This is a genomic window from Actinacidiphila sp. bgisy167, assembly GCF_965342175.1.
Classification (GTDB): domain Bacteria; phylum Actinomycetota; class Actinomycetes; order Streptomycetales; family Streptomycetaceae; genus Actinacidiphila.
In genome coordinates this window covers 1-16,261 of record NZ_CBDRBL010000061.1, presented here as the reverse complement: position 1 = coordinate 16,261, position 16,261 = coordinate 1, and the positions used below count along the sequence as shown (strand labels likewise).

The 16,261-nt window shown below is 73.8% G+C and carries 14 protein-coding genes; 6 read left to right on the top strand and 8 right to left on the bottom strand.

Annotated features, from left to right (window positions below):
• Positions 1 to 2 precede the first annotated feature (2 nt).
• The 4 genes from ACRWND_RS21695 to ddaH all read right to left on the bottom strand — a co-directional run bounded on the left by ACRWND_RS21695 (position 3) and on the right by ddaH (position 4,805).
• Positions 3 to 1,541 carry an acyl-CoA carboxylase subunit beta gene (locus ACRWND_RS21695; protein WP_431951947.1) on the bottom strand — a complete coding sequence of 513 codons (1,539 nt, stop codon included), beginning with the start codon at positions 1,539 to 1,541 and terminating at the stop codon, positions 3 to 5.
• Positions 1,542 to 1,561: 20 nt separating this feature from the next.
• A complete protein-coding gene (locus ACRWND_RS21690) occupies positions 1,562 to 2,359 on the bottom strand; it encodes a TIGR03084 family metal-binding protein (protein WP_431951891.1) in 798 nt (265 codons plus the stop codon).
• 613 nt (positions 2,360 to 2,972) lie between these two features.
• A complete protein-coding gene (locus tag ACRWND_RS21685) occupies positions 2,973 to 3,938 on the bottom strand; it encodes an acyl-ACP desaturase (RefSeq protein ID WP_431951889.1) in 966 nt (321 codons plus the stop codon).
• A 90-nt stretch (positions 3,939 to 4,028) separates the two neighbouring features.
• Complete coding sequence (ddaH, locus tag ACRWND_RS21680) at positions 4,029 to 4,805, bottom strand: dimethylargininase (protein ID WP_431951888.1); 777 nt, start codon at positions 4,803 to 4,805, stop codon at positions 4,029 to 4,031.
• 100 nt (positions 4,806 to 4,905) lie between these two features.
• On the opposite strand from ddaH, the gene ACRWND_RS21675 reads away from it, so the two are divergent.
• From ACRWND_RS21675 to ACRWND_RS21660, 4 genes are all read left to right on the top strand, one after another.
• Entirely contained in the window at positions 4,906 to 6,546 is a 1,641-nt protein-coding gene (locus ACRWND_RS21675) for an ABC-F family ATP-binding cassette domain-containing protein (protein WP_431951886.1), read from the top strand.
• A gap of 113 nt (positions 6,547 to 6,659) precedes the next feature.
• Positions 6,660 to 7,148, top strand: coding sequence for a glutathione peroxidase (locus ACRWND_RS21670; protein ID WP_431951884.1), 489 nt, complete (start codon positions 6,660 to 6,662; stop codon positions 7,146 to 7,148).
• A gap of 571 nt (positions 7,149 to 7,719) precedes the next feature.
• Positions 7,720 to 9,795 (top strand): FUSC family protein, encoded by a 2,076-nt coding sequence (locus ACRWND_RS21665; RefSeq protein ID WP_431951882.1) that lies wholly within the window; start codon positions 7,720 to 7,722, stop codon positions 9,793 to 9,795.
• Positions 9,796 to 9,839: 44 nt separating this feature from the next.
• Positions 9,840 to 10,757 carry a DMT family transporter gene (locus tag ACRWND_RS21660; RefSeq protein ID WP_431951880.1) on the top strand — a complete coding sequence of 306 codons (918 nt, stop codon included), beginning with the start codon at positions 9,840 to 9,842 and terminating at the stop codon, positions 10,755 to 10,757.
• A 175-nt stretch (positions 10,758 to 10,932) separates the two neighbouring features.
• On the opposite strand, the gene ACRWND_RS21655 is transcribed toward ACRWND_RS21660, so the two are convergent.
• Positions 10,933 to 11,721 carry an enoyl-CoA hydratase/isomerase family protein gene (locus ACRWND_RS21655; RefSeq protein ID WP_431951878.1) on the bottom strand — a complete coding sequence of 263 codons (789 nt, stop codon included), beginning with the start codon at positions 11,719 to 11,721 and terminating at the stop codon, positions 10,933 to 10,935.
• Positions 11,722 to 11,870: 149 nt separating this feature from the next.
• Between ACRWND_RS21655 and ACRWND_RS21650 the strand changes: the two genes are divergently transcribed.
• Complete coding sequence (locus ACRWND_RS21650) at positions 11,871 to 12,479, top strand: HdeD family acid-resistance protein (protein ID WP_431951876.1); 609 nt, start codon at positions 11,871 to 11,873, stop codon at positions 12,477 to 12,479.
• 211 nt (positions 12,480 to 12,690) lie between these two features.
• Positions 12,691 to 13,182: an ATP-binding protein gene (locus ACRWND_RS21645; RefSeq protein WP_431951874.1), complete on the top strand. Its 492-nt coding sequence runs from the start codon at positions 12,691 to 12,693 to the stop codon at positions 13,180 to 13,182.
• Positions 13,183 to 13,265: 83 nt separating this feature from the next.
• On the opposite strand, the gene idi is transcribed toward ACRWND_RS21645, so the two are convergent.
• The 3 genes from idi to galE form a co-directional block, all read right to left on the bottom strand.
• A complete protein-coding gene (gene idi, locus ACRWND_RS21640) occupies positions 13,266 to 13,874 on the bottom strand; it encodes an isopentenyl-diphosphate Delta-isomerase (protein ID WP_431951872.1) in 609 nt (202 codons plus the stop codon).
• 273 nt (positions 13,875 to 14,147) lie between these two features.
• Positions 14,148 to 15,098 (bottom strand): cation diffusion facilitator family transporter, encoded by a 951-nt coding sequence (locus tag ACRWND_RS21635; RefSeq protein WP_431951870.1) that lies wholly within the window; start codon positions 15,096 to 15,098, stop codon positions 14,148 to 14,150.
• A gap of 168 nt (positions 15,099 to 15,266) precedes the next feature.
• Positions 15,267 to 16,253 carry a UDP-glucose 4-epimerase GalE gene (gene galE / locus ACRWND_RS21630; protein WP_431951945.1) on the bottom strand — a complete coding sequence of 329 codons (987 nt, stop codon included), beginning with the start codon at positions 16,251 to 16,253 and terminating at the stop codon, positions 15,267 to 15,269.
• Positions 16,254 to 16,261: the final 8 nt, after the last annotated feature.

Genomic DNA, 16,261 nt, shown 5'->3' with positions numbered 1-16,261 from the left:
CCTCACATCCGGAAGACGCCGAAGCCGCCGCGGGCGCCCTCGACCGGTGCGCTGTGCACCGCCGACAGGCACACGCCCAGCACGGTGCGCGTGTCACGCGGGTCGATGACCCCGTCGTCGTACAGCCGTCCCGACAGGAACATCGGCAGCGACTCGGACTCGATCTGCCGCTCCACCACGGCGCGCAGCCCCGCGTCGGCCTCCTCGTCGAAGGGCAGGCCCCGGGCGGCCGCCGACTGCCGTGCGACGATCGACAGGACGCCCGCCAGTTGGGCCGGGCCCATCACGGCGGACTTGGCGCTGGGCCAGGCGAACAGGAAGCGCGGGTCGAAGGCGCGACCGCACATGCCGTAGTGCCCGGCGCCGTAACTCGCGCCTATGAGGACGGAGATGTGCGGCACCCTGGAGTTGGACACCGCGTTGATCATCATGGCGCCGTGCTTGATGATGCCGCCCTGCTCGTACTCGCGGCCCACCATGTAGCCGGTGGTGTTGTGCAGGAAGAGCAGCGGGATGTCGCGTTGGTTGGCGAGCTGGATGAACTGCGCGGCCTTCTGAGACTCCGCGCTGAAGAGCACACCCCGCGCGTTGGCGAGGATCCCGACGGGATAGCCGTGCACGCGCGCCCAGCCGGTCGCCAGGCTCGGCCCGTACAGCGGCTTGAACTCGTCGAACTCCGAGCCGTCCACAACGCGGACGATGACCTCGCGCGGGTCGAAAGGGGTCCTGAGGTCGGCCGGGACGATGTCCAGCAGCTCGTCCTCGTCATGGAGCGGCGGGTCGTAGGCGGCGGCCGGGGCGGGGCCGTGCTTGCGCCGGTTGAGCCGGGCCACCACCCGGCGCGCGGTGCGCAGCGCGTCGGGCTCGTCCAGTGCGAAGTGGTCCGCGAGGCCGGAGGTCCGGGCGTGCATCTCGGCGCCGCCGAGCGACTCGTCGTCGCTCTCCTCGCCGGTGGCCATCTTCACCAGGGGCGGGCCGCCGAGGAACACCTTGGAGCGCTCCTTGACCATGATCACGTGGTCGGACATGCCGGGGATGTACGCGCCTCCGGCGGTCGAGTTGCCGAACACGACGGCGACGGTGGGGATGCCGGCCGCCGACAGCCGGGTCAGGTCGCGGAAGAGCGCACCGCCCGGGATGAAGATCTCCTTCTGGCTGGGCAGGTCCGCGCCGCCCGACTCCACGAGGTTGACCAGAGGAAGCCGGTTGGCGAGCGCGATCTCGTTCGCGCGAAGCGCCTTCCTCAGCGTCCACGGATTGCTCGCCCCGCCGCGGACCGTGGGGTCGTTGGCGGTGATCACGCACTCGGTGCCCTCGACCACGCCGATCCCGGTCACCAGCGACGCGCCGACCGGGTAGTCGCTGCCCCAGGCCGCGAGCGGCGACAGCTCCAGGAACGGGCTGTCCTGGTCCACCAGCAGCTCCACCCGCTCCCGGGCGGTGAGCTTCCCCCGCGCGCGGTGCCGGTCCACGTATGCGGGTCCGCCGCCCCTGAGCGCCTTCTCGTGCTCGGCCGCCAGCTCGGCGAGGCGTTCCAGCATCGCCGTACGGTTCGCGGAGCTCACGCCGCACCTCCTTCACGTGGACGGCGGCCCGGTCCCGGCGGTCCCGCGAACGCCTGGGCGATGTCCAGCCAGCGGTCGGCGTCCTCGCCCTCGGCGCGCACGGCCAGGTCGGCACGGTGCCGGCGGCGGGTCGCCAGCAGGCACAGGTCGAGCGCCGGTCCCGTCACGCGCTGTGCGGCGTCCTCCGGACCGTACGCCCACGTCGTGCCGTCGGGGGCGGTCAGCTCGACCCGGAACTCCTCGGCGGGCGGGGCGAGCCCGTTGACGGCGTACGCGTAGTCGCGGGCCCGTACGGCGATCCGTGCCACGTGCCGCAGCCGCGCGGTCGCGGGACGCCGGACGCCGAGGGCGTCCGCGACGTCCTCCCCGTGCGCCCAGGTCTCCATGAGCCGGGCCGAGGCCATGGACGCGGCGCTCATCGGCGGCCCGAACCAGGGGAAGCGCGTCCCGCCCGGCTGGGCCCGCAGCGCGGCCTGCAGTTCCGCCCGCCCCGAGCGCCAGCGCGCGAGGAGTTCGCCGGGCGGCAGTGCCGCGCCTTCCCCGGCGCCCTCGTCCACGAAGGTGCCGATCGCGGCGGCCGCCTTGTCCACCACGGACCCGAAGCCCTCCGGGTCGGTGACCGCCAGCACGGACTGCCGGTCGGTCCAGGCCAGATGCGCGATCTGGTGGGCCACGGTCCAGCCCACGGCCGGTGTCGGTGTCGCCCAGGCGTCTGGCGGGAGTCCGGCGACCAGGGCGTCCAGGCCCTCGCTCTCGTCGCGAAGGTCGTCCGGTACGGATGCGGGGTCGGACAAGGCTCCCCCTGAATGACGCGACGTCAGAAGCCGTGCGCGTCTCAGGCTGGCACCGGGGCGGGAAACAGGCAAGCGTGCTTGCATGATTTTCCGCCGGGCCCCGGTGCGGCGGCCCGGCGACCGCCTGATGGACTGCCCCGGGCCGGCCCGGCGATCCCGGGTCCGCGCCGTACGGCTCACCGGACGACCCGAGGTTCCCTGCACGCCATGTCACCCCTGTTCGTGGGATTCGTCCCGATACGGGCCCTCAGTGCGGCCGGTCACGTGGTCGGCCGGATCGGGCTGGCGGGGCAGCAGGCGGAGTTCGTCCTCGGGCGGTTCGAGGATCGGGCTGCTGCTGGTCGACCGCCCGTTCATCGGCGGCGGGGCCGGGCGCCTGCCGGGGGCTTGGCGCGGCGGCGGTCGCGCCGGCCGCTCGTCGGCTCGGGGTGGCGCGGAGCCCCCGCGCCGCGGGCTTCCGTTCGGGGACGGGCTCGGCCCGCCGGCGCGAGTTCGCGCACGGCGGCGCGCGCCTGATCCGGATGGTGGGCGACGTCGCCATGGTGACGCGCCGAACGGCCCGCGACGGCGGGGCGCCTTTGGGCGGGCGCTCCACCGTCGCGGGCCGGGTACGTCAGGCGCGGGCGGCCCGACGCGCCAGCAGGGCGTCCCTGCGCTCCTCGAACTTGCGGGCCTGGCAGTCCAGCTCACCCATGAAGAAGCCCAGCTCCTCCTGCGCCTTCAGGCCCTCAGGGCCGAGCCCCGAGGTCTCCAGCACCTTCAGGTGCCGCAGGACGGGCTGGAGCACGTCGTCGTGGTGGATGCGGAGGTTGTAGATGCCGCCGATGGCGATCCGCGCCGCGGAGCGCTCGAAGCCGGGCATCCCGTGCCCCGGCATCCGGAAGCCGACGACCACGTCACGGATCGCCCGCATCGCCTGGTCGGGCGCCAACTGCAGCGCGGCCGCCAACAGGTTGCGGTAGAAGACCATGTGCAGGTTCTCGTCGGTGGCGATGCGCGCGAGCATGCGCTCGCACATCGGGTCGCCCGACCCGCGGCCGGTGTTGCGGTGCGAGATACGGGTGGCCAGTTCCTGGAACGCCACATAGGCCACCGAGTGCAGCATGCTGTGCGCGTTGTCGGACTCGAAACCGTCCGACATGTGCCGCATGCGCAACCGTTCCAGCTCCACCGGGTCGACGGCCCGCGTGGTGAGCAGGTAGTCGCGCATGACGATGGCGTGCCGGCCCTCCTCCGCGGTCCAGCGGTGCACCCAGGTGCCCCAGGCGCCGTCCCGGCCGAAGAGGGTGGCGATCTCGTGGTGGTAGCTGGGGAGGTTGTCCTCCGTGAGGAGGTTGACCACCAGCGATATCCGGCCGACCTCGGTGACCTTCGACTGCTCCGGCGCCCAGGCCTCGCCGCCCATCAACCCGTCGAAGTCACGGCCCTGGCTCCACGGCACGTACTCGTGGGGCATCCATTCCCTGGCCACCGCCAGATGGCGGTTGATCTCGGTCTCGACGACCTCTTCCAGGGCGTACAGCAGCCTGGTGTCGCTCCATGCTTCCGATCCTGTGCTCTGGGACGGGGCAATGGTCACGCGGGGCTCCTGTGGGGGTCGCTGAGAGTGCCTACGGAATCGTAAGTTACGAAACCGTAGGTTAGGTAGCTCCCAAAAGGCAACCCGCCGTCAGGCGTACAGCTCCCGCAGACGGACGGAGAGGCAGGTCACGCACCCTTCGAGCTTCTCGAACTCGCTGATGTCCACCACAACGGGCTCATATCCGAGATCCGCCAGCAGCTCGGCGCTCCGCGGCGCGCTCGCCGCCATCAGCAGTCTTCCGCCGCCGAGCAGCACCACGTGCGCGCCGCCTTCCTCCGGAACCGGCAGGAACTTGGGAAATACTGACGGATCGTCGACCAGCGGCGGATACCCGATGACCGTGCCGTCGGGCAGCGCCGTCACCGCCGACTTCAAGTGCAGCACCTTGGTGACGGGTACGGCGACCACCCGCGCTCCCAGCGGTTCGAACACCGACCGCAGTTGCCGGACGCCCTCGGCGTCGGTCCGCCCGCCCCGACCCACGTAGACGGTGTCCCCGACCTTGAGCACGTCCCCGCCGTCCAGCGTGCCCGGTGGCCGCACCCTGTTGACCGAGAGCCCCAGCGCCGTGACCGCCTCCTCGGCCCCGGGCGCCTCCGCGCGCCGGGAGGCGGCGCCGGACCGGGCGAGCAGCGCCACGTTGCGGAAGACGACGACCGCGTCCTCGACGAACACCGCGTCGGGGCAGTCGTCGGCCGCCGGCGCCTCCACCGTCTCCCAGCCGTGGTGGCGCAGTGCCGCCACATACCCCTCCCACTGGCGCGCGGCCCGCCCGGCATCGACGGGGGAGCGCTCGAGGTGGGTCACCAGTCCTTCGGCGAGGCGCGGGCCGGGACGGCGGACGAGGGCCTTCTTGCTCGGCATGGGACGTTCCCTCCCTGGGTCGGGGGCGGTCGGCGGACGCCCCGGGCGCCGCAGCCGGGCGCAGGGCGAGGTCCGGCGGGGCGATAGCATCGGCAGCCTGATGAGTGCCACTCTTGTCGTCAAGGATCTTGCCGCAGGCCACGGGGACCGCGTCCTGTTCTCCGGCCTCGACCTCGTCGTCGCCCCCGGCGACGTCGTCGGTCTGGTCGGGGCCAACGGCGCCGGCAAGTCGACGCTGCTGCGCATGCTCGCGGGCCTGAGCGCTCCGGAGCAGGGGCAGCTGCGGCTCAGCCCGCCCACCGCGACCGTCGGCCACCTCCCGCAGGAACCCGAACGCCGCCAGGGCGAGACGGTACGGGCCTTCCTCGCCCGGCGCACCGGGGTCGCCGCTGCGCAGGCCGCGCTCGACACCGCCACCCAGTCTCTGGTCGACGGGGCGCCCGGTGCGGACGACGCCTACAACGACAGCCTCGAGCGGTGGCTCTCGCTCGGCGGCGCCGACCTCGAGGAGCGGGCCGAGGAGGCCGGCGAGGCGCTCGGTCTCGGCGTCGGCCTCGACACGCCCATGACGGCCCTGTCCGGCGGGCAGGCCGCGCGGGCGGGCCTGGCGTCCCTGCTGCTGAGCCGCTACGACGTCTTCCTCCTGGACGAGCCCACCAACGACCTCGACCTGGACGGCCTGGAACGCCTGGAGGCCTTCGTTCGCGGTCTCAAGGCGGGCACCGTCCTGGTCAGCCACGACCGCGAGTTCCTGACCCGCACGGTCACCCGCGTCGTCGAGCTCGACCTCGCCCAACAGCAGGTCAACACCTATGGCGGCGGCTACGCCGCCTACCTGGAGGAGCGCGAGACGGCCCGTCGGCACGCCAGGGAGGCGTACGAGGAGTACGCCGACACCAGGAGCGCCCTCGAGTCCCGCGCCCGCATGCAGCGCAACTGGATGGAGCACGGCGTCCGCAACGCCCGCCGCAAGGCGAGCGACAACGACAAGATCGGCAGGAAGCTGCGTGCCGAGTCGACCGAGAAGCAGGCCGCCAAGGCGCGGCAGACCCAGCGCATGATCGAACGCCTCGACGTCGTCGAGGAACCCCGCAAGGAGTGGGAGCTGCGCATGGAGATCACCGCCGCGCCCCGAGCGGGAGCGGTCGTGGCGACGCTGCGCGGCGCCGAGGTCCGCCGCGGGCCGGAGTTCACCCTCGGACCGGTCGACCTGCAGATCGACTGGGCCGACCGGGTGGCCATCACCGGCGCCAACGGCTCCGGGAAGTCGACCCTGCTGGCCGCTCTCCTGGGCCGGGTGCCCCTCGACGCGGGCGCGTCCCAGCTCGGCCCGGGCGTCGTGGTGGGCGAGGTCGACCAGGCCCGCAAGCTGTTCCACGGCGGTGATTCGCTGCTGGACGCCTTCGGCGCGGAGGTCCCCGACACGCCCCCCGCTGACGTGCGCACCCTGCTGGCCAAGTTCGGCCTCAAGGCCGCCCACGTCCTGCGCCCGGCCGCCACCCTCTCGCCGGGCGAGCGCACCCGGGCCGCTCTCGCCCTCCTGCAGGGGCGCGGCGTCAACCTGCTCGTCCTGGACGAGCCCACCAACCACCTCGACCTGCCCGCCATCGAGCAGCTCGAGTCCGCCCTCGCCTCCTACGAGGGCACCCTGCTGCTGGTCACCCACGACCGGCGCATGCTGGAGGCCGTCCGCACCACCCGCCGTATCCAGGTGGCTTCCGGACGTGTCACAGAGCACTGACGCCGTCCGGGAGGCGTGCCCGGACCCCGGTCGCGTGGGAAGATCGGCACCGTGACCGGGCCTGCGCGCACGACCTGCAGTCGGTCCGCGATCCGATACGAGGAGATACCGACGTGAGCATCTACGACATCCCCCTGCGCACCCTCACCGGTGAGCCCGCCTCCCTCGCCGACCACCGGGGCAAGGCCCTGCTGATCGTCAACGTGGCCTCCAAGTGCGGTCTCACCCCGCAGTACGAGTGCCTGGAGCGGCTGCAGAAGCGGTACGCCGACCGCGGTTTCACCGTGCTCGGCTTCCCCTGCAACCAGTTCGCAGGGCAGGAGCCGGGCACGGCCGAGGAGATCGGGACCTTCTGCTCCGCGACCTACGGCGTGAGCTTCCCGCTGTTCGAGAAGACCGATGTCAACGGTGACCAGCGGCACCCGCTGTACGCGGTGCTGACGGAGACCACCGATGCCGAGGGCGAGGCGGGCGACGTGCAGTGGAACTTCGAGAAGTTCCTCGTCGCCGCCGACGGCCGGGTGGTGGGCCGCTTCCGCCCGCGCACCGAGCCCGAGGCCGACGAGCTCGTCGCCGCCCTCGAGGCCCAGCTTCCCGCCTGAGGCTCCGGTCGGGCGCCCGGCTCGACTCCGCGTCCGGGCTCGCGGATGAGCCCGCGGAGGCTCTTGGGGCCGGCCTCGCCGTACCGGCTGTGCCGGCCGGTACGGCGAGCGCGATCCCCAGCCGCCGCCCGGGGCAGGCGGGCCGGGTGGCCTCCCCTGGCGCCAGGCGCCAGGGGAGGCCACTGGTCACCTGAGTGCCGCACCCCGGAAGCCGCCGGAAGAACGGCCGGTGCGGCCGCCATGGTGGCAGTCGGCCTGGCCTTCCCGCCCGGCGCCCCTGCGGCACCGGGTTCGCCGCCGCGCCGCAAGGCCGCGACGCCGTGCCCGCCGTCGCCGAGGACGCTCCCGGCGGTGCAGCACGACTCCCCGAACTCCGCGGCCGCTGGACCGAGCCTCCGCCCGGGGATCGTGCACCGAGGCCGTCCGCGCCCCGGGGGTGCCGGAGGGCGGTACCGAGTCGGTACCGGCGCACCCGCCACCGATAGGCTGAGCAGGGGGAAGCGACGGCCCGGCCCCCGTTGGCCTGCGGCTTTCCCGAGACCGAGACCGTACTCGTTCTGTGAGGATGCCCGTGACGCCCCGAGGTCCCGGCCGCCGGCCCGCCGCCCTGCCGTCGTGGCTGGCCCACCCCCTGCGCTGGCAGCGGGGGCCGGTGCCCTGGCCGGCGGTGTTGCGCGGGGCCCTCGCGGCGGGGCCGCTGCTCGCGCTGGGGATCGGGCTGGGGAGCCTCGAGTTCGGGGTGCTGGCGGGGCTGGGGGCGCTGTTCGCGGGCTTCAGCGACCTCCCCGGGACCCGCAGGGCGGGCGTCGTCCAGATCGGGCTGCCCGCGCTCGTCACCGCGTTCGGCGTCCTGGTGGGCGCGGTGACGCAGAGCGCTCTCATCGGCTGGTGGGCGCTGCCGGTGGTGTTCGCCCTGGGCGCCGCCTCCGGCGCGCTCAGCGTGGTGGGCCCGGTCTGCTCGCGGGCCGGGATGCACGGGCTGGCCGCCGCCGTGGTCGGAATGGGGCTGCAGCTGCCCGGTGGGCCCGGCTACAAGGCGGTGTGCTTCCTCGCCGGGGCGGTCTGGCTGCTCCTGCTGCGGCTCTTCCTACGTCCGCCGCGTCCGGCCGGCGGCGCGCTGGACGGCGAGCGGGCCTCCCTGGCCCGGATCTTCGACGCCCTGGCGGACGCCCTCGACGCCGTCGGAGGGCCCGGCGCCGAGGCCGCGCGGCGGCGGCTGAGCGCCGCCCTGGACCACGGCGACGAGGCGGTACGGCTGCGCCGGCTGAGCCGGCGGCTGCTGCGCAGGTCCGCGAGCCCCGGGGAGATCCTGCTCGCGGAGCGCTTCGGCGTCGCCACCGAACTGACCGACGCCGCCACCGCCCTGCTCTGGGAGGCCCGGCCCCTGCCGCCCGGCACCGGCGACGGCCCGCGGCGGCTCGCCGCGGCCGTGCGGACGGGGACACCGCCCGGTCCGCTGACCGTGCCCGAGACGTCCGCCCCTGGGACGGCCACCCCCGCGCGGGCGGTGTTCAACGCCATGATGCTGCACGCGTCCACCGTCTTCGCCCGCACGGTACCGGCCACCGGCTGCCCCGAGGACGCCGCCCCGCTCCCCGCCCGCGGACCGGCGCCGCTGATGCGCCGCCGCGTTCTCGGCCCCGTGGGCCGCGAGTACGCGCTGAAGGTCGCGGTGTGCGTCACCGCGAGTGCGGCCGTGGCCCTGGCCCTGCGCGCGGACCACTGGTACTGGCTGCCGCTCACGGCGGCGTTCCTGGTGAAGCCCGACATCGGCCCGCTGTTCTCCCGGGTCGTCAACCGCTTCTTCGGCACAGTGCTCGGCGTCCTGGTCTTCACGGCGCTCGCCGCGCCCCTGGGCGACGGGATCTGGTGGACGGCCGTCTGCGCCTGCGCGGCAGGCGCGCTCCTGCCCTTCGCGACCCGCCACTACGCGCTGCAGACCACCGTCGTCACGATCATGGTGCTGGCGTTCGTGTGGGCCGGCGGCGACACCCAGGCCGCCCTGCCCAGGCTGCTGGACACGGCGATCGCCTGCGCGATCGTCGTCATCGTGGGCCACCTGCCCCGGATCACCGGCAGCACCGCACGGGTCGGCCACCTGCTGGCCGTCGCCCAGCGGCGCACCCGGGACTACCTCGGGTACGTCCTGGCCGCGGCTGCGGGCGAGCGCCCTGAGCAGCGCAGGGTGTTGCGCCGGGCGGCCTACAGCGCTCTGGGCGAGGCCCGTGGGGCCGCCGAGACGCTCGCCGCCGAGCTGCCCTCCCGGCACGGAGGCAACGGCGACTGGTCCCGCGTGGTCGCGGCCACCGAACGGATCGTGGACGCGACGACCGCCTGCGTCGTCCGGATGGAGCAGGGCCACCCGCGTCCCTCGGCCCGCGAGGGGGCCCAGGTGGACGCCGCGCTCACGGCGGTCGCCGACACCCTGGACGGCCGTGCTCCCGCCGCGGGTCCCCCGAAGCTCCCCGCGACCCCCGAGTGCGAGACCATCGCGGACATCGTCAGCGAGCTGCACTTCATCCGCGGCATCGTGGCGGGCCTGCCCGTGACCGCGCGGGGCGGGCGCACGGCACGGCGTCCCGTCACCATCGCCGCGCCCGGAGACCCGAAGCCAAAGGCGGACAATCGTCGCGATCAAGACGGGTGAGGCGCTAAGGTCAGGCCAGTCGGCGACACCGGGAGGTTGACGAGGTGGCCGTATTCCTGCTCGGGGTGGGGGCCGCGTGCTGCCTGGGGCTCGGCTTCGTACTCCAGCAGTTGGCCGCCCAGCGCGCCCCCCTGGCCCACTTCCTCTCCTTCAGGCTGCTGCTGCACCTCATGCGGATGCCGCAGTGGCTGCTCGGCGTCTTCCTGATGGTCTGCGGCATGCTGCTCAGCGCCCTCGCGCTCACCAAGGGCGAGGTCTCCCTCGTCGAGCCGCTGACCGCGACCAATCTGGTCTTCGCGCTGGCGCTCTCACGCCGCCTCACCGGCCAGAGACTCGGCCGGCACGGCTGGTCCGGCGTGGTGCTGCTGGCGCTCGGCGTCACCGCCTTCATCGTGGCCGGCCGCCCCTCGGGCGGCGGTCCGCCCGCAGGGGCGCTGCGCCACTGGCTGGTGGTCGGCGTCGTCGTCGGCCTGGCGCTGCTGCTCGTCGCCTGCGCACGGCGGTTGCGTCCGTCGCCGGAGGCGACGGTGCTGGCGCTCGCCGCGGGCCTGCTGTACGGCCTCCAGGACGCCCTGACCCGGATCTCCGGCCAGATCGCCCAGGACGAGGGCGCCGGCGCCCTCTTCACGCACTGGCAGCCGTACGCCATCGTCGCGATGGGCCTGACCGGCCTGATGCTCGTGCAGAGTGCCTTCGAGTCGGCTCCGCTGCGTATGTCGCTGCCCGCGCTGACCGCCGCCCAGCCGCTGGCCGGGATCGCCTGCGGCGTCGGCTTCCTCGGCGACCGGGTGCGCGTCTCGCCCGGCGCGCTGGCCTGGGAGGCGGCGGGGCTCGCCGCGATCGCCGCGGGTGTCGTGCTGCTGGGCCGGCATCCGGCGATGCCGTGCGCGCACGGCGCGTCCCGCAAGGAGGCGGTCGGCGCCGACGGGCCCGGCGAGGAACCCGTCAGGGCCGTCCGCTGAGCGCTACCGCCGACACCTGACCGGCCGGTGGGGCGGGTCCACCGGCGCCGCGCACCGGGGGACACCGCACGGCCCACTTCTGCGGAGGTCCGGACCGAGCGGTGTGTCCCGGCGGTGGCACAGGGCGGGCGTGCCCGTCCGGTGACCGGTGCCGCGGCATCCCGCCGACCGCTCGCTACCGGCCCACCGTCCAGGTGAACCGGGGCTCACGGCGCTCCAGGAAGGCGGTCACGCCCTCTGCCGTGTCGTCGCTGCGCTCCGCCTGGCGGGCCCAGTGGCCGACCCGTTCCGGGGCGATCCGGGAGGCGGTGAACTCCTTGGCCGCCGCCTGCGTGAGCAGCGACCGGGAGGCCAGGACACCGGCGTACTCCTCGACCCGCTTGTCCAGCTCGTCCTCGGCCAGCACCTCGTCCACCAGCCCGGTCCGCAGCGCCCGCTCGTGACCGATGAGCTCCGCGGAGAACAGCAGGTGCTTCGCCGTCGCCGGTCCGACCAGGCTCACCAGCCGGTGCGTGGAGGAGGCGGGGTAGACGATGCCGAGCCGCGCCGGGGTGACCCCGAAGCGCGCGCCCTCCGCGGCGAACCGCAGGTCGCAGGCGGCCGCGAGCTGGCAGCCGCCGCCCACGCAGAAACCGCGGATCGAGGCCAGCGTGGGCTTGGGGAACGCCGCGAGGGCCTCCTCCGCCGCTACGGCCGCGCTCTGCGTCGTGCCGGACGTGCCGGAAGCGTCGGCCGGCGTGCGCAGCAGCCCGGAGATGTCCGCGCCGGCGCAGAAGGTGCCGCCGGCCCCGGCGAGCACCAGGACGCGCACGGCCGGGTCCGCCGCGAGACCGTCGAGGAGGCGGGGCAACTCCTGCCACATCGCCAGGGTCATCGCGTTGCGCTTGGCCGGATTGCTGATCGTCACGGTGGCCGTGGCGCCCACCGTGTGCACCACCAGGCCGGGCACGGACGGCTCGGACATGCCCTGATCCCTCATCTCGTCGTCGTCCCGGCCGGCACGGAGCACGGACGCCGCCCCACCGGGATCCTATCCCGGTCCGCGCCGCCGCATATCGGGTATATGGGCAGTAGCTCCCGACAGGCTCCGACGAGCGCAAGGAGGCGGCGGCCATGGCACCGTTCAAGGGACGCAGGAAACATCCGGAACCCCCGGAGGCCGGTATCAGGCGCAGCTTCGGCTGGGTCGCCGCCCTCGGAGCGGTCCTGGTGGCGGGCGGCCTGGTCGGGCTGTTCTACGTGGGCATCGCGACCATCACCTCGATGCTGCTCTTCGGCTGGCTGCTGCTCGTCGGCGGCGTCGTCGGCCTGGTGCAGGCGGTGCAGAACCACGACACCAACTACTTCTGGCTCGCCCTGGTCGTCGCGGCCCTCTACATCGCCGCCGGGGTGGTCGTGATCCGCAACCCCGAGCAGACGGCGGCCGCACTCACCATGTTCGCGGCGCTGCTGTTCCTGACGGGCGGCATCTTCCGCCTCTTCGGCGGGATGGTGGTGCGTGGGCCGCACATGGTGTGGACGCTCATCCAGGGCGCCGTCGGCATCCTGCTGTCGATCCTGGTTCTCGCCGACTGGCCGCACAGCAGCCTCTACGTCATCGGCGCCTTCTTCTCGCTCGCGCTGCTCTTCGACGGTCTGGGACTGCTGGGCGCGGGCCTCGGCGGCCGGCGGATCGTCGGAATGGTCGCTGATGTCCGGGACGCCCCGCTGACGCGTCAGTGACCGGAAAAGGTCGGATCAGTAAAGCTCATGTGGCTGGCACGCCCGATCGCAATGTGTCGAACCTGATCGAAAGGCACGGATTTTCGGTCAGCGGCTCGGGGCGGGCCCGCCGCCTGCCGACACTCGAACCGTGAGGCGTTCCCCGCCGCCGCCGTGAGCGGGCCGCGGGGGTCGCGGGTTGCATCGCGCGAATGCGAGGGTGAAGACCGCCATGGACGTACGCGGGAGCGTCCCGCCCCCCGAACCGGTGCCCTCGGTGGCTCCGGATGTCCCGCGCCCCTACGAGGGCGTGTGGCGCTTCACCGCTCCGGCGCTGGACTCCTCGGTGCCGCAGGCCCGGCACGCGGTGCGGGACCTGATCGTCCGCCAGGGCGTGCCGGTCGGCGAGGACCTGCTGCACGGAGTGCTGCTGATCGTCTCCGAACTGGTCACCAACGCCGTGCGGCACGCCGCGCTGCTGTCCCCGGAGATCGCCGTGGAGCTCGCCGTCGGCATGGACTGGGTACGGGTCGCCGTCGAGGACAACCACCCGTACCGGCCCAAGGCCCTCCAGGTCGACGACGCCGACACGAACGGGCGCGGCCTGCTGCTGGTCAAGACGGTCACCGCCGAGGCGGGCGGGATGTGCGACGTCCAGCAGACCACGACCGGCGGCAAGGTCATCTGGGCCGCGCTCCCGCTGCCGCGCGGCCTGGTGTCCTGAGCGCCCTGGTCGCGCCGCCGACCGGGCCGGTCCGACCGCGCGGCCCCGGACGCGCGGTGACCGCCCGGACCGCGCCGCAGGGGCTACCAGCCCGCGTCGCCCGTCAGCTCGCGGACCGCGGGCAGCGCGGCGTCCAGCACGGTCGGGAACCAGGCCGAGAAGGGCCCGGAGGCGCGGAGCGCGGCGAGTTCGGCGGGCGACACGAAGGCCGTCTCGCCGATCTCCTCCGGATCCGGGTCCGGGGCCGCGGTCACGAGGCCGACGAAGAGGTGGTTGTACTCCTGCTCGACCAGCCCCGACGCCGGGTCGGGATGGTTGTAGCGGACCGTGCCGGCCTCCCGCATCAGCGCGGGCGCGACGCCGAGTTCCTCGGCGGTGCGGCGCGCCGCGGCGACGAAGGGCGCTTCGCCGGGGTACGGGTGGCCGCAGCAGGTGTTCGACCACACGCCGGGGGAGTGGTACTTCCCCGACGCCCGGCGCTGCAGCAGCAGCCTGCCCTCACTGTCGAAGAGGAACACGGAGAACGCCCGGTGGAGCCGCCCCGGCGCGAGGTGGGCCGACAGTTTCTCCGCGGTGCCGATCGTCGCACCGGCCTCGTCGACCAATTCGAGCAGGATCGGCGCCGGGGCACCGTGGGAAGAGGGCTCCGCGGCGGGTGTGCGGGGCCGGTTGGCGGCGGGGCGTGTGGGCATGGCCATCCTTTGCTTCGACGACAAGACCTCAGTCTGCCTCACGCGGCGACGCCCGGTGCGGTTGCAGCGCGTCCCTGTCCCGTGACGCCGAGTCGCGCACTGCGGCGTCCCCATGGAGGCCACACGGATGGGCGCCCCGACGCCGCGGGCCGTTGACTCTCGCCTGGCGGCGTTGTCGTCGATCGCCGCAGCTCCGCTGCGTCTGTCTTCTCCGCCTTGCCGGACTGGGCCCTCGCCCCGCTCCCTTCTCCACCCGCCCATCCGCGCCACCTTTCAGTGGCACAGGCGCGCCTCGTGCTCCGCGTGACCGACCGGCTCCAGCTGGAAGGTGCAGTGCGCCACGTCGAAGTGGGTGCCGAGGCAGCCCTGCAGGTCGTGCAGCATCTTCTCGTGGCCGACCGCGTCCAGGACGTCCCGGCTCACCACGACGTGCGCGGAGAGCACCGGCATGCCCGAGGTGATCGTCCACGCATGCAGGTCGTGCAGCCCGGCCACCCCGGGCAGCGCGAGGATGTGGGCGCGCACGTCGGCCATGTCCACGTCCTTGGGCGCCGCCTCCAGCAGGACGTCGATCGCCTCGCGCAGCAGCCGCCACGTCCGCGGGACGATCATCAGGCCGATCAGGATCGAGGCCACGGGGTCCGCCCGCTGCCAGCCGGTGGCCAGGATGACCAGCGCCGCCACGACCACGGCCAGCGAGCCCAGCGCGTCCGCCATGACCTCCAGGAAGGCGCCCCGGACGTTCAGGCTGTCGCGCTGCCCGCGCATCAGCAGCAGCAGGGACACGAGGTTCGCCACCAGGCCGACCGCGCCGAAGACGACGGTCAGCCCGCCCTCGATCCCGGGGGGCGTGATCAGCCGGCGGACCGCCTCGTAGAAGATGAGGACACCCACGCCGAACAGCAGCACCGCGTTGGCCACCGCCGAAAGGATCTCCGCCCGCGCCAGCCCGAAGGTGCGGCGCTCGCTCGGCGGGCGGTTGGCGAAGTGGATGGCCACCAGTGCCATCGCCAGGCCCGCCGCGTCGGTGGCCATGTGCCCGGCGTCGGCGAGCAGGGCGAGAGATCCGGTGAGCGCGCCTCCCACGACCTCCGCCACGAGGATCAGCAGGGTGATGCCGAGCGCCGCGCGCAGCCGACCGCGGTAGGCGGCGGCCGCCGTGCCCGTCGGGACGGTCCCCGGCCCGTGCGGGTGGCCGTGGCCGTGCGCGTGTCCAGCGCCCATCGCGCGCCGCTCCCGTCCGTCGCCCTCCGCGCGACGGCGTGTCCGCGCGCGGAGACCGGCGAGCCCAGTGAACAACGGCCGCCATGGCTGGGCAACTCGCCGGCTGCCGCCGCCGTCGTCCGTGGTGACCTGCGGTGATAGGCGTGGGTGGCGGGGAGGCGGTGGTGGTCAGGCGGCGCGTGCCTCCGGGTGGCGCCGGCACCAGCCTTCCCAGGCGGATTCGACCATCTCGCGGATGTCGCGGGTGGCCGTCCAGCCCAGTTCCCGCCGGGTCAGCTCGGACGACGCGACCACGCTGGCCGGGTCGCCCGCCCGTCGAGGCAGGATCACCGGCTCCATCTCCTTGCGCCCGGTGACCTCGAGGATGACGTCGATCAGCTCGCGGACGGAGACGCCCTCGCCGCGTCCGATGTTCACCGTCAGGTCGGTGCCGCCGTCCCGCTCGCCGACCCAGCGGGCCGCGGCGAGGTGGGCGTCGGCGAGGTCCTCGACGTGGATGTAGTCGCGCACGCACGTGCCGTCGGGGGTCGGGTAGTCGGCCCCGAAGATCTGCGGGGCCTCGCCCCGGGTCAGCCTGTCGAAGACCATCGGGACGATGTTGAACACCCCGGTGTCCGCCAGAGCGGGCTCGGCCGCCCCCGCGACGTTGAAGTAGCGCAGGCAGGCGGTGGAGATCCCGTGCGCCCGCCCGGCGGACCGGACCAGCCACTCGCCGGCCAGCTTGGTCTCGCCGTACGGGCTCATCGGCAGGCACGGCGTGGACTCGGTCACCAGCGGCACGTCGGGCAGGCCGTACACGGCGGCGGAGGAGGAGAAGACGAAGCGGCAGATGCCGGCGTCCGCCACCGCCTCCAGCAGTGTGCCGAGGCCGCCGAGGTTCTCCCGGTAGTAGCGCAGCGGCTGCTCCACCGACTCCCCGACCTGCTTTCTGGCGGCCAGGTGCACGACACCCGTGATGCCGTGGTCGGCGATCGCGCGATCCAGGACAGCGCGGTCCAGAACGGATCCATCGACCACCGGGACGTCCGCGGGCACCCTGTCCGGCACACCGGCCGAGCCGTCGTCGAGCACGACCACGCGCTCGCCCGCGCGGGTCATCGCCCGCACCACATGTGATCCGATGAAGCCGGCGCCGCCGGTGATCAACCACGTCATGGCGCCAC

Coding starts and splice junctions, on each gene's coding strand:
- ACRWND_RS21645 (WP_431951874.1), top strand. CDS start 12,691: ATGGACGTACGCGGGAGCGTCCCGCCCCCCGAACCGGTGCCCTCGGTG.
- ddaH (WP_431951888.1), bottom strand. CDS start 4,805: ATGCCGAGCAAGAAGGCCCTCGTCCGCCGTCCCGGCCCGCGCCTCGCC.
- galE (WP_431951945.1), bottom strand. CDS start 16,253: ATGACGTGGTTGATCACCGGCGGCGCCGGCTTCATCGGATCACATGTG.
- ACRWND_RS21635 (WP_431951870.1), bottom strand. CDS start 15,098: ATGGGCGCTGGACACGCGCACGGCCACGGCCACCCGCACGGGCCGGGG.
- ACRWND_RS21695 (WP_431951947.1), bottom strand. CDS start 1,541: ATGCTGGAACGCCTCGCCGAGCTGGCGGCCGAGCACGAGAAGGCGCTC.
- idi (WP_431951872.1), bottom strand. CDS start 13,874: ATGCCCACACGCCCCGCCGCCAACCGGCCCCGCACACCCGCCGCGGAG.
- ACRWND_RS21675 (WP_431951886.1), top strand. CDS start 4,906: ATGAGTGCCACTCTTGTCGTCAAGGATCTTGCCGCAGGCCACGGGGAC.
- ACRWND_RS21650 (WP_431951876.1), top strand. CDS start 11,871: ATGGCACCGTTCAAGGGACGCAGGAAACATCCGGAACCCCCGGAGGCC.
- ACRWND_RS21655 (WP_431951878.1), bottom strand. CDS start 11,721: ATGTCCGAGCCGTCCGTGCCCGGCCTGGTGGTGCACACGGTGGGCGCC.